Below are 23,895 nucleotides of genomic sequence, written 5' to 3'. Positions count from 1 at the left end.
CGAGCAAGCTCGGCTCTACCGATGATGCGCAGCCGGATGATGCGCAGCCCCCCGTAGGAGCGCCCCATGGGCGCGAAGCCCGCCGCCGCGTTGTCCCGATCGCGGGCATGGCCCGCTCCTACATCGAACTACCGCGAGCGTAGAGCGGAGCTTGCTCGGCTGCCGCATCAGGTGGAGATGGCGCGGTCAGTTCGGCGCGGCGGTGGCCCGGGTGGCGTTGCTGCCGATCTTGTTCTTCTGCGGCTGCGGCTCGCGCGGGCTGTCGGCGTCGACGAACAGCGTCGGGTCATCGAAGTCGATGTCCAGCCAGCGCTGGTTCGCCGGCATGCCGATGGCGCGGTCGAGGATCGTTGGCAGCAGACCCGAGGGCAGCGAACTCTCGCCGTTCCACAGCACCGCAATGCCGAGATCGCGCTCGGGCATCATCGCGATCAGGCCGCGATAGCCCTGGACCGCGCCGCCGTGGAAGACGAGATCATGGCCGGCATAATCGTAGACGCGCCAGCCCAGCCCGTAGCCAGCGGCGCCGAGCCGGTCGCGGCGCCACGACGAACCGCGGATCTCGCCGGGCGTATCGACCCGCGGCGAATGCAAGGTCGCCAGCAACGGCGCGGGCACCACGTCGGCGCGATAGCCGGTCTGGGCCAGCAGCCATTGCGCCATGTCGCTGGCGCTGGCGTTGACGCCGGCGGCCGGCGCCAGTTCGTAATAGGTCGACTTGGGCATCACCGAGACCCAGCCGCCGCGGGTGCGGACGTGCGGCCGCGCCCAGCTCGTACTGGAGGTGATGCCGTCGAGGCCGAGGCTGGCGTCGTTCATGCCGAGCGGCTTGAACAGCCGCCGCTGCACTTCCTGGGCGTAGAAATCGCCGGTCGCGGCGAACACGACGTCGCCGATCAAACTGAAGGCGACGTTCTGATAGCGGTAACAAGTACCCGGCTGGCACGCCATCGGCGCATCGGCGAGCTTGGTGGTCAGCGTGCGGTAATCGACGTAGGCCTCGATCTGGCGATCGTAGGCATGGTGGGTCAGTCCGACTCGGTGGCTGAGCAGGTCGGCCACGGTGATCCGCCCGGCCGCCTCCGGATCACGCAGGCGAAAGCTCGGCAGGTACTGGGTGAGCTTGCTGTCCCAACGCAGGGTGCCGTCGTTGACCAGCAGGCCGGCCATGGTGCCGGCGAATCCCTTGGACAACGACGCCAGGCGGAAGACCGTGTGCGCATCGACCGGCTCGGCCGCCTGTACGTCGGTGATTCCGTAACCGCGCGCGCTGAGCACCTGGCCGTTGTGCACGATCGCCATGGCGATGCCCGGCACGCGCTGATCGGCGACCAATTGCTGGGCCATCGCCTCGAACCGGCGTACGTCGAAGTCCTCCGCCAGCGGCATGGCTGGTGGTACGGGAGGCACGGGTTCGGCCGCCGGGCTGCTGACCTTGGTGGATGATTCGAGCGCCGTCGCCGTCGCCGTCGCCGTCGCCGTCGTTGTCCCCACCGCCATTGCGGGCGTGGGTGCGTTCGCGGGGGGCGCCAGCGGTTCGGCGGCAGCCAGACTGGCGGCCGGTGCTGGCAGCGTGCCGCGCAGCGGACCCTGCTGCGCGGCCGACCCGAGGGTCAGCGTCAGCAGGAAAGCGGTGGTGCCGATGCGCCAGATCGCGCGCACCCGGCGGTTTGCGTCGTCTTTCATCAATTGCAGCGCCTGCGTATGCTAGATCGACGTTCGATCATAACGTCGACCTTGAAGGGTTTGGGGAGCAAACATGTTCAGCTTCATCATTTTGCTGGTGATCGTCGCACTCCTGGGTTTCTGGCTGGTCGGGATCTACAACGGCCTGGTCACCGCACGGAACGCGTACAAGAACGCTTTCGCTCAGATTGACGTGCAGTTGCAGCGCCGCTTCGACCTGATCCCGAACCTGGTCGAGACTGCGAAGGCCTACCTTTCTCATGAACGCGAAACGCTGGAAGCAGTGGTCAACGCGCGCAACGCGGCGCAATCGGGGCTCTCGGCCGCCAAGGCCAGCCCGGGCGATCCGGCGGCGATGGCCGAGCTGGCGCAGACCCAGGGCGCGCTCAACGGGGCCTTGAGCCGGCTGATGGTGGTGGTGGAGGCCTATCCGGACCTCAAGGCCAACCAGAACATGATGCAGCTCACCGAGGAGCTGACCAGCACCGAGAACAAGGTCGCGTTCTCGCGGCAGGCCTACAACGACTCGGTGATGGCCTTCAACAACAAGCGCGAGGTGTTCCCCTCCAGCCTGGTGGCGAACAACTTCAACTTCGCGCCGGCCGCGCTGCTGGACATTCCGGAGGACCGCGCCGAGGTGCGCGAGGCCCCGAAGGTGCAGTTCTGACCGCCGGCGGACGCGAGCCGGTGGCGGCATGAACTTCTTCGAACACCAGGCGCAGGCGCGCCGGGTCTCCACCCGGCTGATGCTCCTGTTCGGCGTGGCGGTGCTCGGCATGGTGCTGGGGGTGAACGTCGTGGTGGTGTTCGCGATCGGCTACAGCCCGGGGACCGCGGCGTTCGCGAGCTTGGCGACGCTGGCGGTGGTCGGTCTGGGCTCGCTGTTCCGCATCGCCAGCCTGCGCGGCGGCGGTGAGCCGGTGGCGCTGCAGATGGGCGGCGTGCCGGTGCCCGAGGACACCGCGGACCTGAACCTGCGCCGGCTGCGCAACGTGGTCGAGGAGATCGCGATCGCCGCCGGGGTGCCGGTGCCCAAGGTCTACGTGCTCGAGCACGAGGCGGCGATCAACGCGTTCGCGGCCGGCTATTCGCCGGCCGACGCGGTGGTCGCGGTGACCCGAGGCGCGCTCGAGCGGCTCAACCGGGACGAGCTCCAGGGCGTCATCGCACACGAGTTCAGCCACATCCTCAATGGCGACATGCGCCTCAACATCCGGCTGATCGGGGTGCTGTTCGGGATCATGATGCTGGCCCTGATCGGCCGCAAGGTGCTGATCTACGGCCGCCTCGGCGGGCGTAACAATCGCGGCACCGCCGCGGTGCTGATGGCCGCGCTGGTGGCGATGCTGATCGGCTACATCGGGCTGTTCTTCGGGCGGATGATCAAGGCCGGGGTCAGCCGCACGCGCGAGCGCCTGGCCGACGCCTCGGCGGTGCAGTTCACCCGCCAGACCGCCGGCCTGGCCGGCGCGTTGAAGAAGATCGGTGGACTGCATGAGGGCTCCACGCTCACCCAGCGCGGCGATGCCGAGGAGGTCAGCCATATGTTGTTCGGTGACGGCGTGGGCTTCAGCGGATTGTTCGCGACCCACCCGAAGCTGATCGAACGCATCCAGGCGCTGGAGCCGAACTTCCGCGCCGAGCAGCTGGAGGGGCTGTCGCGCCAGTGGCAGAGCGCACCGCCGAACGGGCTCGAGGAGGACGTCCAGCTGGGACTGGCCCCGCATCCGGTCTCGGCGTTGTCGCCCGGCACCAGCGAGCATGCGGTGACCGCGCCGATGGTGGTGTCCCAGGTCGCCCATCCGAGCGCCGACGACTATCGCCGCGCGGACGATATTGCCGGCCACCTCGGCGAGGAGCTGCACCGGCTGGCGGCCCGCCGCGACACGGTGATGCCGCTGTTGCTGGGGCTGCTGATGGACGGGCGCGACGAGATCGCCGACAAGCAGGTGTTCGAAATCGCGGCGCGGCTGGGCAAGGTGGCCGCCGAACAGGCACGGCACCTGCGCCAGCAGCACCTGGCCGACCTGCACCCGGTGCTGCGCCTGCCGCTGGCATCGATCGCATTCCCGGTGCTGCGGCTGCGCCCGCGGCCGGAACTGGAACTGTTCCTGGACGCGGCCAACGCGATGGTCTACGCCGACGGCAAGGTATCGCTGTTCGAGTACTGCCTGAGCCGCCTGCTGACCGTACAGGTGCGCGAATCGCTGGACCCGGGGCGCTACGCCGGCTTTGGCCGGAGCAAGCCGCATCGGCTCAAGGCCGAGATCGCGACCCTGCTCGCGGTGGTCGCGCAGGCCGGTCACGCCGAACCGGCCGCCGCGCAGCATGCTTATTTGGCCGGCCTGCAGCGCGTGCTGCCGAACGACCACATCGCCTACGCGCCGCCGACGGGCGGTGCGCAGGCGCTGGACGACGTGTGGGTGCCATTGGACGCGCTCGATCCGCTGGCCAAGCAGTTGCTGGTCGAGGCGATCACCGTGTCGATCAGCCACGACGGCAAGGTCAACGTGGCCGAAGCCGAATTGCTGCGCACCATCTGCGGCGTACTGCACTGCCCCTTGCCGCCGGTGTTGTAGGCAAGCGCGATTTGTAGGAGCGCCCCATGGGCGCGAACCAGAATCGGACAGGCGCGGTGGACCGGCGCCCATCGGGCCCATGGGGCGTTCCTACACGGCCGCGCCGCATAGCGGCGTTCGCCGCGCTGGCGCCACGCAGGCCCATCGGCTACGGTGCGCGCACCCTGCCTGAGGCCGCCCGCGCGCGCCGCCCGTGAACAGCGAAGTCCCCGTCTCCCGCCTCGGCCGTTTCCGCAGCGCACTGATCGACAGCCCGCCGCTGTGGTGGGCGCTGCTGTATTTCTTCAGCTTGCTGTGCAGCTACTACGTGCTGCGTCCGGTGCGCGACGCGATGGCGGCCTCGGCCGAGGTCACCGCGGTGTTCCCGCAGGCCTTATTGGGCTGGGCCCAGGCGCGCGGGGTCGCGCTGGGTGATTTCACCCTGCAGTTGTTGTTCAGCGCGGTGTTCATCGCGATGCTGGTGTTGCAGCCGGTCTACGGCGCGCTGGTGTCGCGGTTCCCGCGGCGGGTGTTCCTGCCGGTGGTGTACCTGGTGTTCGTCGGGTGTCTGGTCGGCTTTTATTGGCTGTTCGACCGCGAAGTCGCCGGACGCGGTGCGGCGTTCTTCATCTGGATCATGGTGTTCAACCTGTTCGCGGTCAGCGTGTTCTGGAGCTTCATGGCCGACGTGTTCGACGATGCGCACGCCAAGCGGGTCTATGGCTACATTGGCGCCGGCGGCACGATCGGTGCACTGGTCGGCCCGGCGATCACCGGCGTGCTGGTCGAGCCGATCGGCATTGCCAACCTGCTGCTGGTGTCGGGCGGGCTGCTGCTGGTATGCCTGCTGTGCATCCTGCGCCTGCGGCCGTGGGCGCTGCGACGCGAACGACTGCACCACGACAGCAGCGGCGAGCGCGCCATGGGCGGCTCGATCATCGCCGGCCTGAAGCTGGTCTGGCAGCGGCCGGTATTGCGAGCGCTGGCGGCCTTCATGTTCTTCGGTGTCGGCGTCGGCACGCTGCTGTACAACGAGCAGGCCGCGATCGTGCGCGAGTTCTATCCGGACGCGGAAGCGGCCACCCGCTATTACGCGATGATCGACTGGGCGGTGAACGGCCTGACCCTGGTCGTCCAGTTGTTCGTCACGCGCTGGCTGCTGCAGCGCCATGGCCTGGCGCCGGCGCTGCTGATTCCAGCCGCGGCGATCGTGTTCGGCTACTGCGTGCTGGCCGCCTCGCCGCTGCCGATGTTCGTGGCGATGGTGCAGGTGGCCACGCGCGCGGGCGAGTTCTCCCTGTCCAAGCCGGCGCGCGAGACGATCTACACCCGGGTCGACCGCGAGTCGCGCTACAAGGCCAAGGCCGTCATCGACACGGTGGTGTATCGCGGCGGCGACCTGAGTTTCGTCTGGCTGCACAAGGCGCTGGCGCTCCTGGGCTCAACGGTGGTGTTTGCCGGCGGCATCGGGATTGCCCTGGCCATGACGTTCAGTGCGTGGCGGGTGATACGCGCCCAGCGTGACTTGCCGGAGGAGGGCGGGCCGCAAGAGTCCACGCCGGAAGAACCCGCGCCCGAAGATCGCAGCGCCGGCCAGGTCGGGCACGCAACGGGCAGGTAGTCGAGGCAGTGGCGTGCTCCGGATAGCGCTGTTGCGCAGGACCGGCTTTGTCGGCTGTTGGGGCAGGGCGCGGCTCCGGGAGATGCCGCGGCCGAGCAAGCTCGGCTCTACGGAATGGCCGCCGGATGGTCGGCCGCTTCGATTGGACTGTCAGGTGGTGCGACGGCGTTACGCCGCGGCTCGATCCTCGTGCTGGCCGCGGCGGTAGCCGGCCGAGCGCAGGTCCGCGGCATCGAAGTCGTCGACGCTGATCGCATCGACGGTCATCTCGCGCAGTTCCTCCAGCTGCCGGCGCTCCTCGACGCTGATCCAGCCCCGCCGCACGCCCTCGTCCAGTTGCGCGGAAAAACCCATCGCTTCGATGTCGGCGCCCTTGAGTGCCTTCAGGAACTTGCGTTCCACCGGCTCGGCCAGCACGACCCTCGGCAGGTAGCTGTCGATGCGGCCGGCCGGGTTGTTGTCGCCGGGCGTGGTGAATACGCCGGCGGCGAGGCGGCTGCGCGCTTCGTTCGGCGACATCAGCAAGGCCGCCGCCCGATGGCCCAGCCGGTCGCTCGGCGCCTGCGCGCGGCGTCCCCAGGGGAAGATCAGCGCCCAAAGCAGCCAGCCCACCGGGCGGATCGGGAAATTGCGCAGCGCCCCGGAGAATGCAATCTCGATCTTGTGCACCGCATTGTGGAATGCCCATGCGAGCAGCGGACGGTCCGATTCCGGGCGCCCCTGGTCCTCGTAACGCTTGAGCAGGGCGCTGGCGATGTAGAGCTGGCTGAGCACGTCGCCCAGGCGCCCCGACAGCGACTCCTTGAACTTGAGCTTGCCACCGAGCAGCAGCATCGAGGTGTCGGCGCATAGCGCCAGCGCCGCGGAGTACCGGTTGAGCTTGCGGTAGAAGCGCCGCGTGTAGGCATCGCCGGGCGCCCTGCCGAGGCTGGCGCCGGTCACACCGAACCACAGCGCGCGGAACGCATTGGAGATCGCGAAACCGATGTGGCCGAACAGGTTCCGGTCGAACTCGCGCAGGCGTTGGTCCGGGTCCGGCAAGGTCGCGGCCTTCATTTCCTTGAGCACCCACGGGTGGCACAGGATCGCGCCCTGGCCGAAGATCATCAGCGAGCGCGTCATGATGTTCGCGCCTTCCACGGTGATGCCGATCGGGCACGCCTGCCAGGCACGGCCAAGGTAGTTGCGCGGGCCCAGGATGATGCCCTTGCCGCCGTGGATGTCCATCGCGTCGATGACCACCTCGCGGCCCAGCTCGGTGCAGTGGTACTTCGCGATCGTGGAGGGCACGGCGGGGTTCTCGCCGCGGGTGACCGCCGCGGCGGTCGACTCGGCCAGCGCGCTGATCGTGTAGGCGTTGCCGGCGATGCGCGCGAGCGCTTCCGCGACCCCTTCGAAACGGCCGATGGACAGGCCAAACTGCTTGCGGATCCGGGCATAGGCGCCGGTCACGACCGCGGCCAGCTTGGCGCCGCCGCTGGCGGTCGAGGGCAGGGTGATCGAACGGCCGATCGACAGCACCTCGACCAGCATCTGCCAGCCCTTGCCGGCATAGGCTTCGCCGCCGATCAGCTGGCTCAACGGGATGAACACCTCGCGGCCCTGCAGCGGGCCGTTCTGGAACGGACTGTTCAACGGGAAATGGCGACGGCCGATGTCGATCCCCGGGGTGTCGCGCGGCAGCAGTGCCAGGCTGATGCCGATGTCGCGGTTGTCGCCGAGGATGCCGTCGGGGTCGTACATCCGGAACGCCATGCCGATCAGTGTCGCCACCGGGGCCAGGGTGATGTAGCGCTTGTCGAAGGTCAGCTTCACCCCGACCACGTTCGCGCCGTTCCACTGGCCCATGCAGACGATGCCGAAATCCGGGATGGAGGTCGCGTCCGAGCCCGCCCATGGCCCGGTCAGGGCGAAACACGGCACCTCGCGGCCGTCGGCCAGGCGTGGCAGGTAGTGATCCTTCTGCTCGCGCGTGCCGTAGTGCATCAGCAACTCGGCCGGCCCCAGCGAGTTGGGCACGCCGACGGTCGAGCTGACCACCGAGGAGATCGAGGCCAGCTTCTGGATCACCTTGTGGTTGGCCAGCGCGCTGAAACCCAGGCCGCCGTATTCCTTGGGCACGATCAGCCCGAAGAAGCGGCTTTTCTTGATGAACTCCCACATCTCCGGCGGCAGGTCGGCGCGTACGTGGGTGATGTCCCAGTCGTTGGTCATGCGGCACAGCTCTTCGACCGGTCCATCGAGGAACGCCTGCTCCTCGGCGCTCAGCGCCGGGGCCGGTTGGTCGAGCAGGACCTGCCAGTCCGGCTTGCCCGAGAACAGCTCGCCCTCGAAGCCGACCGTGCCGGCCTCCAGCGCGACGCGTTCGGTTTCCGACAGGGGCGGCAGGATCCTGCTGTAGAACTTCAACAGCGGCGCGGTGATGTAGGGCAGGCGAACCTGCGGCAGCAGCAGTGGCACCGCGATCGCGGCGAGCAGCACCATGGCGGCGGCGGTGGCGATCCCGCTGGCGCCCAGCAGCCAGCAGGCGACCAGCGCGGTGGCGGTCAGCGCGGTCCAGGTCGGAAGCCGGAGCCGGTGGTACGCGGCAAACGCGCCGACCAGCAGAAAAGCGAGAAACGGGGCGGCGATGTTCATGATGGCGCTCCAACAGGGCGGGCTGACCGGTCGCCGACGCACGGATCAGGGGGTGCGGAGACGGGCAGGTTAAACACGGGCCGGTGACGCGACTGCCGAGATAAGCGGCCTCGACATCGGCACCGGAAAACATACGCGTGAGTATGGAAAGCTCCGGGCTCCACTGTCAACCGTCCGCGAAGGGCTGGCGTACTGTTCCTGTCCTGGGCGTATGGTCCAGGACGTTTGGTTTAGAATCAGAAAGATGAACCTCGTGGGATCCAACACGCCCGAACAAAGCAGGGAACGCAACGGCCGGCTCAGTGCGGATGACTGGGCGCAGGCGGCGCTCGACCTGATTGCCGAGCAGGGCGTGGCGGCGGTGGCGGTGGAGCCACTGGCGCGGCGGCTCGGAGTGACCAAGGGCAGCTTCTACTGGCACTTTCCTTCGCGCGATGCGCTGCTGGTAGCCGCGCTGGAGCGCTGGGAGAAGGTCGAGCAGGAGACCGTGTTCGGCCAGCTCGAAGCCATCCCCGACCCGCGTGAACGCCTGCGCGCGTTGTTCAATCTGGTCGCGCACGAGTACAAGTCGCACATCATCTATTCGGAGCTGCTCAAGGCGCTCGACCACCCTGCCGTGCAGCCGGTGATCGGGCGCGTATCGGCGCGGCGCTTGGAGTACCTCACCGCCTCGTTCCGCCAGGCTGGCCTCAGCCGCACCGACGCCCAGCACCGCGCGCGCCTGGCCTACGCCGCCTATGTCGGCTTCCTGCAGCTGAACCTGCAGTTGCATCAGGCCCGGCTGCAGCACGACGAGTTCGAAGCCTACGTCGAGCACGTGATGATGACGCTGATTCCGGCAACCTGAGCCGCAGGTGATCCTCTTTCCTTTTCGTCCCGGAGTATTGTCGTGAATGCCATTGCCAAATCCGCCGCCTCGTCTGCCGCCGTTTCCGGGAGCATCGGCAGCCAGCTTGCGGCATTGAACGAGTGGGTCACCGAAGTTGCCGAGCTGACCGGCCCCGACGCGATCCACTGGTGCGATGGCAGCGATGTGGAGAATGCGGCGCTGGTCGCGCAGATGCAGGCCGACGGCACCCTGATCGAGCTCAACCAGCAGACCCATCCCGGGAGCTGGCTGCACCGTTCCGACCCCGACGACGTGGCCCGCGTGGAGCACCTGACCTTCGTCTGCACCACCGAGCAGGACGACGCCGGCCCGAACAACCACTGGATGTCGCCGGCCGATGGCCACGCCAAGGTCGATGCGCTGTTCGACGGCTGCATGGCCGGGCGCACGATGTACGTGGTGCCGTACTGCATGGGGCCGATCGACTCGCCGCTGTCGCGTTGCGGGGTCGAGATCACCGACAGCCCCTACGTGGTGGCCAACATGCGCATCATGACCCGCATGGGTGCGCCGGCGCTGGCGCGGATCGAGCAGGAAAAGTCCTTCGTGAAGGGTTTGCATTCGGTTGGCGAGCTCGATCCCGAGCGCCGCTTCATCATGCATTTTCCCGAGGAGCTGACGATCAAGTCGTACGGCTCGGGCTACGGTGGCAACGCGCTGCTCGGCAAGAAGTGCCACGCGCTGCGCATCGCCAGCCACCAGGCAAAGAGCGAAGGCTGGCTGGCCGAGCACATGCTGATCCTCGGCCTGGAAAACCCGCAGGGCGAGACGCACTACATCGCGGCCGCGTTTCCGTCGGCCTGCGGCAAGACCAACCTGGCCATGTTGATTCCGCCGGAGGGCTACCGCGTCGACGGCTGGAAGGTATGGACGGTCGGCGACGACATCTGCTGGATGCGACCGGGCAGCGATGGCCGCCTTTACGCGATCAACCCGGAAGCGGGTTTCTTCGGGGTCGCGCCGGGCACCTCGGCGAGCTCGAACCCGAACGCTCTCAAGTCGATCCAGAGCAACACCATCTTCACCAACGTCGGTGTGACCGCGGACAACCAGCCATGGTGGGAGGGGATCGACAACGGCATGAGCCCGGTCACCGACTGGCGCGGCGAACCGTACGACGCCAGCAAGCGCCCGGCCGCCCATCCCAATTCGCGCTTCACCGTCTCGGCCAAACAGTGCCCGTGTTATTCACCCGAGGCCGAGAACCCCGCCGGCGTGCCGATTTCGGCAATTGTCTTTGGCGGACGGCGGCCGTCGCTGGTACCGCTGGTGTTCGAGGCGCGCGACTGGACCCATGGAGTGCTGGTCGGTGCCGCGATGGGCTCGGAAACCACGGCCGCCGCCTCCGGCGCGGTTGGCGTGATGCGTCGTGACCCGATGGCGATGAAGCCGTTCTGTGGCTACAACTTCGCCGACTACTTCGCGCACTGGCTGTCGTTGGACGACGGCCGCAACAAGCTGCCGAAGATCTTCCACGTGAACTGGTTCCGCAAGGGCGAGGACGGCAAGTTCCTCTGGCCCGGGTTCGGCGAGAACCTGCGCGTGCTCGAGTGGATGATCGGCCGGGTCAAGGACGAGGCCCATGCGATCGAGACGCCGATCGGCCACCTGCCGACCCTGGACGACCTGAATCTTGACGGCGTGTCGCTCAGCGATGAAGCCCGCGCCAAGCTGTTCGATTTCGACCGGCCCGGCTGGAAGGCCGAGCTCGACAGCATCGGCGACTACCTCGAGGGCTACGGCCCGCGCATGCCGCAGGCGCTGAAGGACGAACAGCAGCGGATCGTGAAGGCACTTGTCGCTATTGAGCCGTCGTAAAAACCAGGGCAACGCTGATCAAGTAGCCGCGATGTGTTCGGCCGATCCGGTTCTAGCGGCGTTGCTTGGACCGATGGCATTGAAACCCTTCCGCGGCTAAGCTCGGCGACTAGTTCGGCACAGCACTACGATCCGCGAATACAGGACAGGCAAGGGATCGCTCGCAGTTTTTTTTATCGATATGGCTTATTAAGGAGGATAGGTGATGAGACGTGGAATACTTGTAACCGGCATTCTGGCCGTCGCGCTGTTCAATACCGCTTATGCAGCGGAGCAGCCGATCGACCTGCGGGCGAATCCGCACGCCGAACAGTTGAGCGAGATCCGGCAAACCCTTCGGACGGAGAAGTATGCGGAGCTCAGCGACGAGGATCGTCGTACGGTGCTTCAACTCCTGGAGCAGATGGAGATGCAACTGCAAGATGGTGGCGCCGAAGCGTTGAACGGGGGCCAGAGGGTCAGGCTGTTCAATATCCAGGAGCAGGCTAACTCCATTCTGATCCAGGCTGCCGAAGACAGCCGGCTGGTCTGCCGTCGCGAGCGGAAAACCGGGTCACGCTTCAAGACGACACACTGCGCAACCGTAGCGGAGCGCCGCGAGGTGCGGGAGAGAACGCAGCAGGAACTGCGCGAAATGCCCCGTCAGCATGCCAGGCCGCCGTCGCCGAATTGAGTCGCTCGATAGGGTCCATTGTTCGCGGCTTCGGCGAGTGCAAACGGTGTCCTGATCAGCGTCGAATCTCAGCCGCTCCGGACACCCCCTCTCCCGCTTGCGGGGGAGGGCTAGGGTGAGGGCAGGCGGAACCGGCTTGGCTCGGCTGCCGGGTGTCGTGCGCCCTCATCCGCCCTTCGGGCACCCTCGACTAAAGCGTTCGAGAGCAGGCTCTTCTCCCGCAAACGGGAGAAGGGAAAACACGCGCAGCGGAGATTCGACGCCAATCAGGAACCGTCTAGCCGAGCTTGCTCGGCTCCGTCGGTCAAGCAGCCGGCAAGCGCTGCTCCCAGACGTGATATCTCACGGCTTTTCGCCCGGCTGTGGATTTGGGGCGACCGCACGGCAAATCGGTCCGAGGCAGGTTGTCCCCGTTTCTCCGTTACCCGGTCGCCGCGTCGCCGCGGCCGGCGCGCACGGTCCAGCCCATCAGCAGGGGGCCCTGACGGATCAGTTGGGTCTCGATGCCCTCGAACCCATGCGCCAGCAGTTGCCGGCCCAGTTCGGCCATGCCGGCCTCGCTCAGGGCATGGCTGCGCAGTTCGATGCTGCGGAAGCGCGAACTCTCAAGAGCCTGGACATGGCTGGCGAGCGCCGCTTGGGCCGCGTCCAGGTCGAGGCGGGACTGAAACAGTCCGTCGATCTGCTGTGCGACGAACTCGCGGGTCTCGAGCAGGATATCCGGGTACGCACTCCGGTCTGAAAGGGTTTCCAGCGCGCGTATGGCGACGTTGTACCGGGTGCGCGCCTGGCCGGCATTGGGATCTGCGACCAGCTCCGCCTGCATGCCCATGGCTGCCTTGGCCAAGTACGGGAAAACGTCCGAGGCGGCCGGCATCAGTCCGTCCTCCGACAGCAGCGAATCGATCAGCCGGGACTCTTCGCCTGCCACCTCGGCCAGTCGCGAATGATCGTGGTGCATGACCAGCGCGATCCGTCCATTCGGCCTGAGCACGCGCGCCAGTTCGGGGATGGACTGGTGGAGGCGGCTGTACTCCAGTCCGTACTGGCTGACGGCCAGGGTGAAGGCGCCGGTTTCGAACGGAAGGTCCTCGGCAGGCACGCCGCCATGGAAGCGGATGTTCTCGCGGCAGGCTGCGGGCGCCGAGTCAAGCCATCGCGGCGCCACAGTGGCGAGATCGATGGCGTCGATTCTCTGCACCGGGGCGTCACCGCGCAGCTTGCACACCATTGCCGGCAGCGGGCCATTGCCGGTTCCCACGTCGAGCACGCGATCATCGTGCCGCAAGGCCGCGAACACATCCGTCCAGAACGCGCGGATGCTCCCGCCGTAGCCGCCAGTGAACGAGCCCTCGAGCGAGTGCAGCGCACCCTGCTTCCAATAGGAGGACCAGACCTCGCGACGCGAAGCCGAGGATGTTGCATCGGGTGACTCATCTAGGTTCAAGGCGATCATTCCGGTCGGGAAGCGACATTGCAATCGCTGTGTTTTTTCAGGGCGCGAAGGGCGACTTCGGCGGCTCGACGCCCTGCATCTGGAAGCGTGCGTTGAACGCCACCGTGATCCGCAGGCCGTCGTCCATAGGCTCGAACGGCGTCACTTCGTGCAGCAGCCAGGACGGGAAAACGACCAACTGGCCGGGCTGCAGCCGGATCGACAGGTTGCCCATGCTGAAAGGCGGCTTCATGCGATGCGTGGCCATGTCGATGAACATCGTATTCATCGCGTGAGGATTAATGAAGGTGAGCTTGCCACTGTCGCTGTCCGGGTTATCGCCGTCCTGACAGACGCAGTACACGCCCGACCAGGAGTGCAGAGGGTGGTTGTGCACGCCGAAATAGCCGCCCCTGTGGGTGACGTGGAACCAGGACTCATGGGCGATGTGCAGCTTCTGCAGGGTATGGGTGTCGTACTGGTTAAGCTCGCCGATCACTCGGTACAGGCTGGACCAGCAGAAATCCCTGAGTTTCGCTATCGGATCGTGAGGCCAGTCGAAGAGGGTGAAGCTGCTCTCGAACAGCGCGTCATTGCGATGGGTGTATGGGTCCGGGTTGGCGAATTTCGGCCCTTGCGCTTCGCAGGCCAGGAACAGCTCGCGCAGCTGCGCGTTCAGCGCTTCCGGTGCGTTCATACCGGCGAAGGCAAGTGGGGTCGAAAAAGCGGGCTTGATGTCCATCCTGCTCCTAGTGGAAGGCAGCGGCACGATGCCGATGGCGGCATTGTGCCAAATGCCCAAAAAGGAAAGGGGCCCGAAGGCCCCTTTCCAAAATCCAGTTGCTCTAGCGTTTGCTTAGAACCGCTGGGTGTAGCGGAAGTACGGCACGCGACCATAGCCGTCATACAGGCCGAAGTTGAAGCCGCGACCGGTCGGATCGCGCGGATCGATGACCGGGTCCTTGTCCGCCACGTTGGTGACGCCGAGGGTGACCTTGGCGTTCCACGGGGCGTTGTAGCTCAACTGCAGGTCATGGGTGACCCAGGACGGCAGGGTGTCGGACAGGCCTTCGGCGGCCAGGTCGTCGATCGTTTCCTGGTCGTCTGTACGCGAGGCCACAACGAACTCGCGGTACTTGGTCGACTGGGTGCCGTGGATGTAGTTGAGGTTCCAGGCGAATTCCCAATCACCCATCGACCAGGCGTTCTGCAGGACACCGCGATAACGCGGGCTGCCTTCGCGGCCGACCGTGCTTGGCCCGCCGTTGACGCGGAAGCTGAGCGGGTTGCTGATCTGCAACTGCTGACGCAGGTTGCCCCAGGCGCCCAGATCGAAGCGGGTGCGCGCATTGAAGTCGAAGCCGTAGGTGTCAATCGTGCCCAGATTGGTCGAACCGATCTGGCCGAACACGATCTCGCCCTGCGAGCCGAACTCCACGCCCAGGCCCAGGCTGGCATCGGGGGCATTGGCGCGGGTACCGGCCGGGAACCTGCTCAGGCCACTCGGGCAGGCGTCGATGGTGCCTTCCAGGCAGCCCACGACCGTGTTGATGCCGATGAACGCGATCTGCTCCTCGATGCTGATGTTGTAGTAATCCAGCGACATGTTCAGCCAGTCGGTGGCATCCCACGCGGTGCCCAGGGCCCACTGGTCGGATTTCTCCGAACTGAGGCCCGGGTTGGCGATGCTGAAGGTGGTGACCTGGGTGGAACAGGGCGCGCCGCCGCCGAGCACCTCACACGTGGGGCCGTGGGTGGTGCCCGCCGCTCCGAACGCCGGTTGCTGGGTGACAAGGTCCAGCGTCGGTGCGCGGAAGCCCTGGCCATAGGAGCCACGGAAGGTCAGCGTGTCGAGCGGCTGGTAGCGCAGCGAGATCTTCGGCGAGGTATCGCTGCCGTAGTCGCTGTAGCTGTCGTGGCGGGCGGAGAGGTTGACCTCGAAGTTGTCGAAGACCGGGAGCAGGACTTCGCCGTAGACCGCGCGGACACTGCGCCCGCCGCCGGCGGAATTGCCGGCCGAGCCGACGATCTGGCCCGCTTCGGACAGCGAGTCATAGATATCGGCGTAGTCTTCCTTGCGGTACTCCGCGCCGACCACAGCCGCCGCGAGGCCGCCGCCCATCTCGAACAGGTCGAAGCCTGCCGAGCCGTAGACCTCCTCCAGCTTGGTGCTGGAGCGGCGCGAGATGGTGGCCGTGAACTGCCGCAGGACGTCGGGATCGTTGCCGTCCGGGTCGTAGATGTTGTACAAGCCGCGCTCGATGAAATCGCCGGCAATGGCCGCGACCACGTAGTTGAGCCCGAAGTCGTAGGTCTGGTACTCGTTGCGGCGGACGCCGAAGTCGAGATCGACGCCGCCGACGCGGCCTTCGAAGCCGAGATTCAGGTCGTACAGGTTCGAGTCGATGTGGGCATCGCGCGGGCCCAGGGCCGCGAAGCGGTGGGTCAGGTAGATCGTATCGGTCTGACCGGTCCAGCCGGGCACCGCGTTGTTCGGATGATTCGGCGAATCGGGCGAGATCGGGATCAAACCGCCCGGCCAGGGCGAGGAGGGCACCGGCGCATAGCGGCCGAACGACTTGACCCGCGACACCACGCCGCGACCGTAGAAGGTCCAGTCGTTGTTGATGTCGTAGGCGCCGCTGGTCACCAGCGAGCGGTTGCCGATCGCGGCTTCGTCCGCTGCCAGAGCGGTGAAGTCGTATCCGCAGAGGAAGCCGATATCGGTGAAGCCGGGATCCTGACAGCCACCCGGGACCGGGCCGACCAGGGCGCTGAACGCGAGCTGGTTCCTGCTCCAGAAGTTGTTGGAGAAGACCGAGAATCCGCCCGCCGAATAATCGCGATCGCGCTGGAAGATGATGTCGCGATTCTCGTACGAGATGCTGGCCAGCAGATGTCCGCGGTCGGTGCTGAAGCCCATCAGCGCGTTGCCTTCCTCGGTGTCGCCGCCTTCGCGGACCGGGAAGGACCTGCCGAGGGTGATTTCGGCGCCTTCGTAATCGCTGCGGGTGATGATGTTGATCACGCCGCCGATGGCGTCGGAGCCGTACACCGAGGATGCGCCGTCAAGCAGGATTTCCACGCGCTCGACCGCTGCCATCGGGATGATGTTCAGGTCTTGACCCTGTCCGGTGGTCGGGGCGACCGGGGCGCGGCGGCCATCGATCAGGACCAGGGTGCGTGCCTCGCCCAGGCCGCGCAGGCTGATGCCCGCGAACGACTGCGCGGAACTACCGGACTGCGGACGGAACGAGCCGAACGAGTTAAAGCTGGTGCCGCGCAGGAAGTCGGCGACCGAGATATCGCCGCTGGCCTCGATCTCGGCACGGTCGATGACGGTGATCGGCAGCGCGCCTTCGATCGCGGCGCGCTTGATGCGCGAACCGGTGACCTCAATGCGGTCGAGCGTGGTGGCTTCTGATTCCTGCGTGTCGGCGTCCTGCGCAAAAGCGACACTCGTACCCGCGAGGGTGGTAACGCTCGCTACGAGCGCGAAGGTGATCGCGTCGCGGAGCCTGGTGGTCTTAAAGGTCATCTCTCTCTCTCCAAGTCAGTCTTGGGTAAACCCCATGGGAACCCCGCCGGTGAGGTCAAGTGAGACGCCAAATCCGGCAAGGCCGCGCCGATAGTAGCCCCCTGCACGGAAAAATTAAAGTGTTGTTAACAAACAAAAATGCCGCCCTTGCAGAGGCGGCATTTTCCTTGTTCTATCAAGGGCTTGCGGATATCCGGCAAATGTCGCGCCGAACCCGCTCGAAAATTCCGACGGGGGCGAGGTGCCAAACGCGGTGTGCGACCCGGTGGCGGGACATCCACCCTTTGCGCCTGGAACGGCTGCGTAGGCTGGGCTGCCAAGCCCAGCGCGTCTCGTCTCCGGGGGGCACGACGACCAGCCGAAAAGCTGGGCTTGCCAGCCCAGCCTACGAGTCCCAGGGTCTGCGCTCGCGGCGGGTACCTTGCGAAAAGGCAAAAGAACCGCTCTATATCGGAGCGCTTTAGAGGTCCTGCTCGTACCGGACGTATGGCACGGTGCCTTCGTCCTCGTCGGAGTTGCCCGGGGAGAAGGGGTTCTTGCCGCGGCTGACCACATTCTCGGCGCCCACGGTCAACTGGCCGCTCCATGGCGTGCGCCAGGTCAGGCCGAGCCCGATCCCTTCCCATTGACCCGACTCGCTGTGCGTATCGACCACCCGGCCGACGATGTTCGCGCCGAAATCGCCAATGCCGGCGCCGACGGTCAAGCTCTTGCTGGTCCAGTGATCGCTGAGTGCCGGGGAGACTTCACCGGCCGGGATGAGCCGCGCACGAGCCCAGGTGCCGCCGATCGAGACGGTGGCCTCGCGGCCGATGTTCTGCTGGCCGTAAAGGGTGAGCGTGTTCTGGTCGACCTTGCTGTTGCGGCCGGAGGGGCTGAGCCAGGCGGGCAGGGTGTCGCGGCCGCTGCCGACGCTGAGGCCGACCCGGCCGTCGCCGCGACTGAGGCTGGCACCAGCGGTGGCCTGGCGGCTGCCGCGATTGCCATTGCCCTGATCGAGTGCCGCGAGCATGCAGCGGTTGGCGAGGTTGCCGATGGCCCCGGCCAGGCCGGCGCTGGGGTCGCATACCAGGCCCAGCGTGTCGCCACTGGACAGCCCGAAAGCGGCATCGAGCGTGCTGCGGCCGACCCGCCAGCGCGCGCCGGTGGTCGGGGTGCCGGTGGGTTCGAGCAGCAGGAAGGCTTCGACGTTGCCGCTGGCCTTGTTCCAGACCGGCAACATGGTGGCGTCGGGACGCGAGGGGCCGCTACCCGGAGTTTGCGCAACCGCGCCCGTTGCCACGCCGCAGGCGAGCAGGAAGGCGAACGACAGTCGATAGAGGCGCAGGCGCATGTTGTATACGACCGGATGATGCCGGTGGAGTTCCCCCTCGCTTGGGTGATGGAGTATAGCGGTTTATGCTTATTTAACAATTACCGCCGGTCGGCCAGGCGCTCCGCAGGTGCTCCTACTGCAGGCGCTCCGGAGCGGCCATTTCCACGGTGTCCTGCTTTATGGGCTCGAAGAGCTGCTCGATCGCGGCGTGGTCGAACGCATAGCTCTGCCCACAGAACTCGCAACGTATATTGGCCTCGCCAGCGGCCTCGCCAGCGGCCTCGCCAGCGTCGACCGCGGCCAGGGCCTCCTCCCGTCCCAACGAGACGAGCATCGATTCGACCCGTTCCTGCGAGCAGGAGCAGGCAAAGCTCAGCGGCCGGCCGCCGAGGATCTGCACGTCGTCTTCGTGGAACAGCCGCCGCAGCAGGGTGTCGCCGGGCAGTTCGAGCAGCTCGGCCGGGCCGAGCGTGTCGAACAGCGCGCCGGCGCGGGTCCAGCCGTCCTCGTCGCCCTGGTCGCCGGGCAGCTTCTGCAGCATCAGTCCGGCGGCGCGATCGCCGTCGGCGGCCAGCAGCAGGCGCGTCGGCAGTTGCTCGGACTGGCGGAAATAGCCCTCGAACGCGCCGGAGAGCGAATCCGATTCAAGCGAAACCAGGCCCTGGTAGCGGACCGGTTCGCGGCTGCCGGCGGTCGGGTTCTCGATGGTTATCGCCAGCACCGCGTCCGGGCCTAGCCGACGCAGGTCGCGGGACACCACGCCCTCGCCGGAGAGCTGGGCAATGCCGCGCAGGGTGCCGACGGCGGTGCACTCGGCGAACAGGGTGCGCAGCGCACCCTCGCCACGCAGTTGCACCGACAGCCGCCCGTCGACCTTGGCGTGGCCGGTGAACAAGGCCGCGGCCGCGCAGGCCTCACCGAGCAGTTTCGCGGCGGCGGCCGGATAGAATTCGCGCTCGCGGATCTGACGCCAGGTCTCCTGCAGGTGCACGCGCACGCCGCGCACGCCCGCGGTTCCGATCAGGAAACGGGTCAGTTGGTCCGTGTCGGTGTCACGGTCGGCTGCGGTCGTTTGGCTCATGCTGGGGGCTCGTGCGGTGATACGCGCGCATCCGATAATGCGCACGCAGCTGTGAAGGGGCATACAACTGGGGAGCGCGTGCGGCGATACATGGGGATGAAGTTCAACCGGTGCAAGCAATGAAAAAACGATCGAAGGCAGCAAAGAGCGGGCGGCGCTGGTGGCGACGGTTGTTGCTGTTGCCGGTGCTGCTGGCCGCGTTGACCGTGCTGCAGGTGCTGGTGCTGCGCTTCGTCGATCCGCCGTTCACCGCCTTCATGGCGGCGCGGCAGTTGCAGGCCTGGGGTGCGGGCGACTGGGGCTTCCAACTGGCGCACGACTGGCGCGATGTCGACCGGATTTCGGCGAACCTGCCGCTTGCGGTGATTGCCGCGGAGGACCAGAACTTCGCCCGCCACCACGGCTTCGACCTGGAGGCGATCAGGAAGGCGCGCGCCCACAACGCCCGCGGCCGCTCGATCCGCGGCGCCAGCACGATCAGTCAGCAGACCGCCAAGAACCTGTTCCTGTGGAGCGGCGGCGGCTGGCTGCGCAAGGGCATCGAAGCCTGGTACACGGTGCTTATCGAGGCGCTGTGGCCGAAGGCGAGGATCATCGAGGTCTACGTCAATGTCGCCGAATTCGGCGATGGTGTGTACGGCGCGCAGGCGGCGGCGCGCACCTACTTCGGCCAGGACGCCTCCGGCCTCGGTGCGGCCCAGGCCGCGCGGCTTGCGGCGGTGCTGCCAAGCCCGAAGCGCTACAGCGCGGCCGCCCCGGGCCCCTATGTGCAGCGGCGCACCGCGGCAATCCAGCGGCAGATGCGGCAGATCGGCGGGACCGGGTACCTGGAGCGGATCGATTGACGCGCAGGACAAACCTCCGGGTAGGGATGGCACGCCGTTCGTGCCCACCGCGCGCCATCCCGCGGCGACGCTGGTGGTGGGCACAGACAACGTGCCCACCCTACGGCTGTAGGAGCGGCTTCGGCCGCGATGGAGGTCCGGGCCGGCGCCGCATCATGAAAGCATCGCGGCTGAAGCCGCTCCTACAGGGGCAGTGAGGTGGTCGGCTACCATGCGGGCATGAGTGCAACCGCTTCGGATCACGACCGCCTGACCGTCATCGTCGCCGCGTTCAACGAGGCCGACAGCCTGCCGCTGTTGCAGCCGCGGATCGCCGCGGCGCTGGATGCCGTGCTCGCCGAACACGGCGTCGAAGGCCGCGTGCTGTACGTCGATGACGGCAGTCACGACGCCACCTGGAAGGTCCTGCAGGAGATGCGCACGGGCGATGCGCGCATCGCCTTGCTGCGCCTGTCGCGCAATTTCGGCAAGGAGCTCGCGCTGACCGCCGGGCTGGACCGGGTCGAGGCTGGCGCCGCGCTGATCCTCGATGCCGACGGGCAGGATCCGCCGGAGCTGATCCCGCAGTTCGTGGACAAGTGGCGCGAGGGCTTCGATGACGTGCACGGCACCCGCATCGAGCGCGAAGGCGAGGGTTGGCTCAAGCGCGCCACCGCGCACGCGTTCTACCGTGTGATGGGGCGACTGTCGAAGACGCCGATCCCGCCCGATACCGGTGATTTCCGCCTGCTGTCGCCGCGCTCGCTCGCCGGCCTGCGGCAACTACGCGAGCGCCATCGCTTCATGAAGGGCCTGTTCGGCTGGGTCGGCTACAACCGCGTGGCGCTGCCATACCATCGCGAGCCGCGCACCGCAGGCGCCAGCAAATTCAGCTACTGGCGGCTGTGGAACCTGGCGCTGGAGGCCATCACCAGCTTCTCGACCGCGCCGTTGCGACTCGCGACCTACCTCGGCCTGGCAACGGCGTTGCTGGCGTTCGCCTACGGGCTGTGGGTGATCGTCAAGGCCCTGATGTGGCGCGATCCGGTGGCCGGCTGGCCGACCATGATGGCGGTCATCCTGTTCCTCGGCGGCGTGCAGCTGATCGCGCTGGGGCTGATCGGCGAATACCTCGGACGGTTGTACGAGGAATCCAAGCAGCGGCCTCTCTACCTGGTCGACACCTGGCAGCCGGCGGCGGGAGTATGCTCCGGGGAGGTCCACGTCGAAGGAGGCGGCCATGCGCACGGTGCGGCAGTTGCTCGAGGCGAAAGCGTCTGAGGTCTTCGCGATCGGTCCCGACGCGCCGGTGGTCGACGCGATCCGGCTGATGGCCGAGAAGTGCATCGGCGCGGTGCTGGTGATCGAAGGCGACCGGCTGGTCGGCATCCTTTCCGAGCGCGACTACGCGCGCAAGATCGTGTTGCAGGGACGCTCCTCGGCGGACACGCCGGTGCGCGCGATCATGACCGACGAGGTGATCACCGTCGGCGTGGATGACAACGCCGAGCACTGCATGCAGCTGGTGACCGACAGGCGCATCCGCCACCTGCCGGTGGTGAACAGCGGCCGGGTGCTGGGGGTGGTGTCGATCGGTGACCTGGTCAAGGCGGTGATCGAGGACCAGCAGCTCGAACTCGATCAGTTGCAGCGCTACATCGCGAGCTGAGCAGTGAACTGCCTTGTCAATGGCGGAGGCAGGCAAAAGCATTTGACGCGGATCGAAGCAGAAAAAAACGGATCAAGGCGGACAAGGCGGTTTTGTATCAAAAAGCTCTACCCGCGCTGATCCGTTTTTTTCGCTCTGATCCGTGTCATAGGCTTTCAATCCCCAGGTCGATCATTCGGCGTACTCGCCGCCGCAGCCGGAATCCTCACCCGGGCCCAGTTCCAGCGTCGCCAGCAGCGCGGCCGGCGGCGCGATGCTGCCCAGCGTCAATGCGATCGCACCACGCAGGCCGACCCGGGCGAGATCGGGCCGGATGTCGGGGTCGCTGAACGTGCCATCGATGACCAGTGGTGCGCGCAGCGACAGCAGGCTGCGGTCCTTCGGGCGCGGGCGGATCAGCAGGTCCAGGGTTTCCTCGCGCAGGTTGATCTCACCCTCTCCGACCAGGATGGTATCGCTGCTGTCGAACGCGAGCGCGCGGGCGGTCATGACCCCGTTTTCCACCGCGAAATCGCCGAACGCGCAACGCACCGGGATCTGGCGGTCCTCGGTCAGGGTGAACTTGATGATCTCGGCCAGGTCCAGCCCGGCGATCTCCATCAGCAGGTTGCTGATGCGGCCGCGGCCCATGCCGAAGGCGACATCGCCATCGCTGCTGCCAAGCATCTGCGCGAGTGAGTTGCCGCTGCCGGTCAGCGAGATGTCGCCGCTGACCTTGCCCACGGCGTTCTGTGCGAGCTCCACGTCGGGCAGCAGCTGCGACAGGTCGAGCGCGCGCGCGGCGATGTCGGCGCGGGTGCCGATGGTGTCCTCGCGCGCATCCATGCGGATGGTTGAGCGCATCCGGCCCTCGGCAACGCCGAAGTCCAGCGGGTCGAGCCGCAGGACGCCGCCTTCCAGCAGCAGGTGTGCGTCCATGTCGTTGATCGGCCAGCCGGGTGCGTCGACGCGCTCGGCACGCAGGCGCACGTCCGCGTCCATGCCGCGCAGTTTCTCCAGCCGATAGGGCGTATCCGGGATCAGCCCCGCGTTGCTGTTCCGGCTGCCGTCGCTTGCCGCAGGCCCGCCGCCGATGAAGCCGGCGAGGTCATCGAAGTCCAGCCGGTTGGAAACCAGCTCGGCGCGCAGGTAGGGGCGTTCGCCGGCGGTGTCGACGCTGGCGTCGCCGGCGAGATCGCTATCGCCGACCTCGCCGGTGAAATTGTCGTAGTGCCAGGTGGCGTCCTCGCGGGTGAAGCGGCCATCGAGCGAGTAGAGCGGGGTTGGTGGCGTGGCAATGCCGATCAGCGGATACAAGTCGGCCAGGTCCTCGCCGGTCAGCGCCAGTTGCAGGTCGAAATCGTGCAGGCGCAGCGGGTCGACCAGGCTGCCGCGCGCATGTGCGCGGGTGGTGCCGGCGGTGGCCTGCAGGTCGATGCGAAAGGGGCGCTGGCTGTGCTGCAGTTCCAGCGGCGATTCCGCATGACCTTCGATGCGGAAGTCGCTGCCTCGCCACTGTCCACCGCCGCGCAGCGCCACCGGCGGCGCACCGCCGGCGCGTTCGGGGGACCGGCTGGTCAGCGCGACCGCGATCCGGGTCCCATTGGCTGCATCAAGGAACCGCAACCGGCCGTCGTCTATCCAGATCCGGCGCAGCCGCAAGCCGTCTCCATCATCGTCGCTGCCGAACTCCCAGTTGCCGCCGCCGTCCGGGCCGGTTTCCAGGTTCAGCCGCGGCTTGCTCAGCCGCAGCTCCGGGATGCGGACCTCGCCGCCGAACAGCGGCCCCAGTGCGATGCGAAACTCCAGGCGATCGACCGAGGCCATTACCGGCTGCCGCGCCCACTCCGCGTTGCCGAAGCGCAGGGCCTCGGCGCGAATCAGTGGAGCCCATCCAAGGTCGACGTCGAGGTTTCCGTCGATCCTGAACTCGCGGCCGGTGCGCGCCTCGACTTGGCGCACGACCGGGCGCTTGAACCAGTTCCAATCCCATGCCAGCACCAGCACCAGCATCGCCAGGGCGAGCAAACCCGATATCGTCCGCCACGGATGCGCGGTGACGCCGTCGATCATTCGCTGGTATGCCGACCGGTTCATGCTCCCTCCGCGGTGAACGGAACCGGCATCACCCGCCCAGCGTCGGTGCTAGGGACGCGGCCTTCATCTGGCGAC

Annotated in this window: 17 protein-coding genes; 9 read left to right on the top strand and 8 right to left on the bottom strand. The window is 66.9% G+C overall.

The window, feature by feature from the left end; translation table 11 throughout:
• Window positions 1-186 precede the first annotated feature (186 nt).
• Complete coding sequence (locus ACJQWM_RS10930) at window positions 187-1,686, bottom strand: serine hydrolase domain-containing protein (RefSeq protein ID WP_411306817.1); 1,500 nt, start codon at window positions 1,684-1,686, stop codon at window positions 187-189.
• Between the two features lie 73 nt (window positions 1,687-1,759).
• On the opposite strand from ACJQWM_RS10930, the gene ACJQWM_RS10925 reads away from it, so the two are divergent.
• From ACJQWM_RS10925 to ACJQWM_RS10915, 3 genes are all read left to right on the top strand, one after another.
• The gene (locus ACJQWM_RS10925) at window positions 1,760-2,353 is read left to right on the top strand and encodes a LemA family protein (RefSeq protein WP_332702991.1); all 594 of its coding nucleotides are present in this window, start codon (window positions 1,760-1,762) and stop codon (window positions 2,351-2,353) included.
• Window positions 2,354-2,381: 28 nt separating this feature from the next.
• The gene (locus tag ACJQWM_RS10920) at window positions 2,382-4,265 is read left to right on the top strand and encodes a M48 family metallopeptidase (RefSeq protein ID WP_332702993.1); all 1,884 of its coding nucleotides are present in this window, start codon (window positions 2,382-2,384) and stop codon (window positions 4,263-4,265) included.
• A gap of 193 nt (window positions 4,266-4,458) precedes the next feature.
• Entirely contained in the window at window positions 4,459-5,865 is a 1,407-nt protein-coding gene (locus tag ACJQWM_RS10915) for an NTP/NDP exchange transporter (protein ID WP_332702995.1), read from the top strand.
• Window positions 5,866-6,033: 168 nt separating this feature from the next.
• Here the strand turns inward: ACJQWM_RS10915 and ACJQWM_RS10910 are convergent, their stop codons facing one another.
• Window positions 6,034-8,502, bottom strand: coding sequence for an acyl-CoA dehydrogenase (locus ACJQWM_RS10910; protein WP_332702997.1), 2,469 nt, complete (start codon window positions 8,500-8,502; stop codon window positions 6,034-6,036).
• A gap of 244 nt (window positions 8,503-8,746) precedes the next feature.
• Between ACJQWM_RS10910 and ACJQWM_RS10905 the strand changes: the two genes are divergently transcribed.
• The 3 genes from ACJQWM_RS10905 (at window position 8,747) to ACJQWM_RS10895 (ending at window position 11,882) form a co-directional block, all read left to right on the top strand.
• Window positions 8,747-9,349 carry a TetR/AcrR family transcriptional regulator gene (locus tag ACJQWM_RS10905; RefSeq protein ID WP_332702999.1) on the top strand — a complete coding sequence of 201 codons (603 nt, stop codon included), beginning with the start codon at window positions 8,747-8,749 and terminating at the stop codon, window positions 9,347-9,349.
• A 93-nt stretch (window positions 9,350-9,442) separates the two neighbouring features.
• Window positions 9,443-11,209 carry a phosphoenolpyruvate carboxykinase (GTP) gene (locus ACJQWM_RS10900; RefSeq protein ID WP_332703051.1) on the top strand — a complete coding sequence of 589 codons (1,767 nt, stop codon included), beginning with the start codon at window positions 9,443-9,445 and terminating at the stop codon, window positions 11,207-11,209.
• Window positions 11,210-11,414: 205 nt separating this feature from the next.
• Complete coding sequence (locus tag ACJQWM_RS10895; RefSeq protein ID WP_332703001.1) at window positions 11,415-11,882, top strand: hypothetical protein; 468 nt, start codon at window positions 11,415-11,417, stop codon at window positions 11,880-11,882.
• A 421-nt stretch (window positions 11,883-12,303) separates the two neighbouring features.
• On the opposite strand, the gene ACJQWM_RS10890 is transcribed toward ACJQWM_RS10895, so the two are convergent.
• The 5 genes from ACJQWM_RS10890 to hslO form a co-directional block, all read right to left on the bottom strand.
• Window positions 12,304-13,329 carry a class I SAM-dependent methyltransferase gene (locus ACJQWM_RS10890; protein ID WP_332703003.1) on the bottom strand — a complete coding sequence of 342 codons (1,026 nt, stop codon included), beginning with the start codon at window positions 13,327-13,329 and terminating at the stop codon, window positions 12,304-12,306.
• 46 nt (window positions 13,330-13,375) lie between these two features.
• Window positions 13,376-14,059 (bottom strand): putative 2OG-Fe(II) oxygenase, encoded by a 684-nt coding sequence (locus tag ACJQWM_RS10885; RefSeq protein WP_332703005.1) that lies wholly within the window; start codon window positions 14,057-14,059, stop codon window positions 13,376-13,378.
• A gap of 114 nt (window positions 14,060-14,173) precedes the next feature.
• Complete coding sequence (locus tag ACJQWM_RS10880) at window positions 14,174-16,855, bottom strand: TonB-dependent receptor plug domain-containing protein (RefSeq protein WP_332703007.1); 2,682 nt, start codon at window positions 16,853-16,855, stop codon at window positions 14,174-14,176.
• 460 nt (window positions 16,856-17,315) lie between these two features.
• Window positions 17,316-18,152 (bottom strand): XOO1806 family protein, encoded by an 837-nt coding sequence (locus ACJQWM_RS10875; protein ID WP_411306824.1) that lies wholly within the window; start codon window positions 18,150-18,152, stop codon window positions 17,316-17,318.
• Between the two features lie 151 nt (window positions 18,153-18,303).
• Window positions 18,304-19,251, bottom strand: coding sequence for an Hsp33 family molecular chaperone HslO (gene hslO, locus ACJQWM_RS10870; RefSeq protein WP_332703010.1), 948 nt, complete (start codon window positions 19,249-19,251; stop codon window positions 18,304-18,306).
• Window positions 19,252-19,370: 119 nt separating this feature from the next.
• On the opposite strand from hslO, the gene mtgA reads away from it, so the two are divergent.
• The 3 genes from mtgA (at window position 19,371) to ACJQWM_RS10855 (ending at window position 21,744) form a co-directional block, all read left to right on the top strand.
• On the top strand, window positions 19,371-20,096 hold the full coding sequence (gene mtgA / locus ACJQWM_RS10865; protein WP_332703012.1) for a monofunctional biosynthetic peptidoglycan transglycosylase: 726 nt from the start codon (window positions 19,371-19,373) through the stop codon (window positions 20,094-20,096).
• A 219-nt stretch (window positions 20,097-20,315) separates the two neighbouring features.
• Entirely contained in the window at window positions 20,316-21,356 is a 1,041-nt protein-coding gene (locus ACJQWM_RS10860; RefSeq protein WP_332703014.1) for a glycosyltransferase family 2 protein, read from the top strand.
• A complete protein-coding gene (locus tag ACJQWM_RS10855; protein ID WP_332703016.1) occupies window positions 21,316-21,744 on the top strand; it encodes a CBS domain-containing protein in 429 nt (142 codons plus the stop codon). Before ACJQWM_RS10860 ends, ACJQWM_RS10855 begins: the two co-directional genes overlap by 41 nt.
• A gap of 171 nt (window positions 21,745-21,915) precedes the next feature.
• Here ACJQWM_RS10855 and ACJQWM_RS10850 read toward each other — a convergent pair whose 3' ends face one another.
• The gene (locus ACJQWM_RS10850) at window positions 21,916-23,820 is read right to left on the bottom strand and encodes an AsmA family protein (protein WP_332703017.1); all 1,905 of its coding nucleotides are present in this window, start codon (window positions 23,818-23,820) and stop codon (window positions 21,916-21,918) included.
• Window positions 23,821-23,895: the final 75 nt, after the last annotated feature.

The sequence above is a fragment of the Novilysobacter longmucuonensis genome (assembly GCF_046600735.1).
In the GTDB taxonomy this organism is placed as follows: Bacteria; Pseudomonadota; Gammaproteobacteria; order Xanthomonadales; family Xanthomonadaceae; genus Novilysobacter_A; species Novilysobacter_A longmucuonensis.
Note: the sequence above shows the minus strand (reverse complement) of the source record. Positions and strands in the feature narration are given on the sequence as shown.